Source organism: Pseudomonas sp. MWU12-2029, assembly GCF_023242425.1.
Lineage (GTDB): Bacteria > Pseudomonadota > Gammaproteobacteria > Pseudomonadales > Pseudomonadaceae > Aquipseudomonas > Aquipseudomonas kribbensis.
In genome coordinates this window covers 1-982 of the sequence record NZ_JALJDY010000030.1, presented here as the reverse complement: position 1 = coordinate 982, position 982 = coordinate 1, and the positions used below count along the sequence as shown (strand labels likewise).

The window sequence follows — 982 nt, the reverse complement described above, 5'->3', positions numbered from 1 at the left end:
CACGCAGCGCGCGGCCTTGCCGGAACGCTCCCACTCCCAGAAGAAGCTCGCGCCGCCCGTCAACTGCCGCTGCAGAATGACGTGCCGGTCGTCGTAGTCGTAACGCTCGCTCTCGCCGACGGCGTTGGTCGCCTCGATCAGGCGGTGACGGGCATCGAAGCGGTAACTGACCAGCGTCTGCTCGGTACGCCAGGCAGACTCCCGAAAAACCTGATAATCGACCGCGACCAGATGCGCCCGCTCATAGCGCAGCAACAACGAACGACCGGCCCCGTTATCGAGGCGCTCAACGCGATCCAGACGATCACGCGAAATGCGCAACCGGTTGCCGTAGGCATCGCTGACAACCGTCAGACGCCCAGCCCGAAAGTGATAAAACCGCGCTGCGTCCCCCGCCAGCGCAACGATCAACTCCTCAGGCTCATCCCCAAGAAAGATCGCCGCCCGCGACAGACTGTTGTGAATCGCCGGCCGCTCGACATTCGGCGAGGGAAACCGCGTGCGCCGGTTCTCATGGTCAACCCAGACCACACCGTCGCCCTCGATTTCCAGCCGATGCGCCAGCGAATGACTCCAGCCAAACCCCAACCCGACATCGATCTCAACCGCACTGGTGCGATACAACCGGCTGAACTCGAAGGGCAGCAGCCCATCCAGCACACCGTCAGTCAGCGTCAGCAGCTCTTCGCCAGTGACCATCGACACCGGACACCCGTTGGTGCAGGTCAACGGCGCGCAATCGGCGCTGTCACCGTTAGGGTTCTTCGCCTGAGCCGACGCATCGTCGCGAGGCTCATGCCGCTCCATTCGGGTCGTGCCGTGTGACTTGTTACGGGCAATGGCCGCCGGATTGGGCACCGTCAACACCCGCGCATCCGCCGTGCGAATCTCCAGCGGAACCGCAGGTGTCGGCCGCAATGGTGCCGGACGTGCATTGATCATCAGCGGTTTCAAAGCGCCCGCATGCCGCGTCAGATCGGGT

General features: G+C 63.6%; 1 protein-coding gene. It reads right to left on the bottom strand.

Annotation, left to right across the window (positions count from 1 at the left end; all coding sequences use genetic code 11):
* A partial coding sequence (locus tag M5B44_RS28775) for a DUF6531 domain-containing protein (protein ID WP_248741305.1) occupies window positions 1-982 on the bottom strand: 982 nt, incomplete at both ends.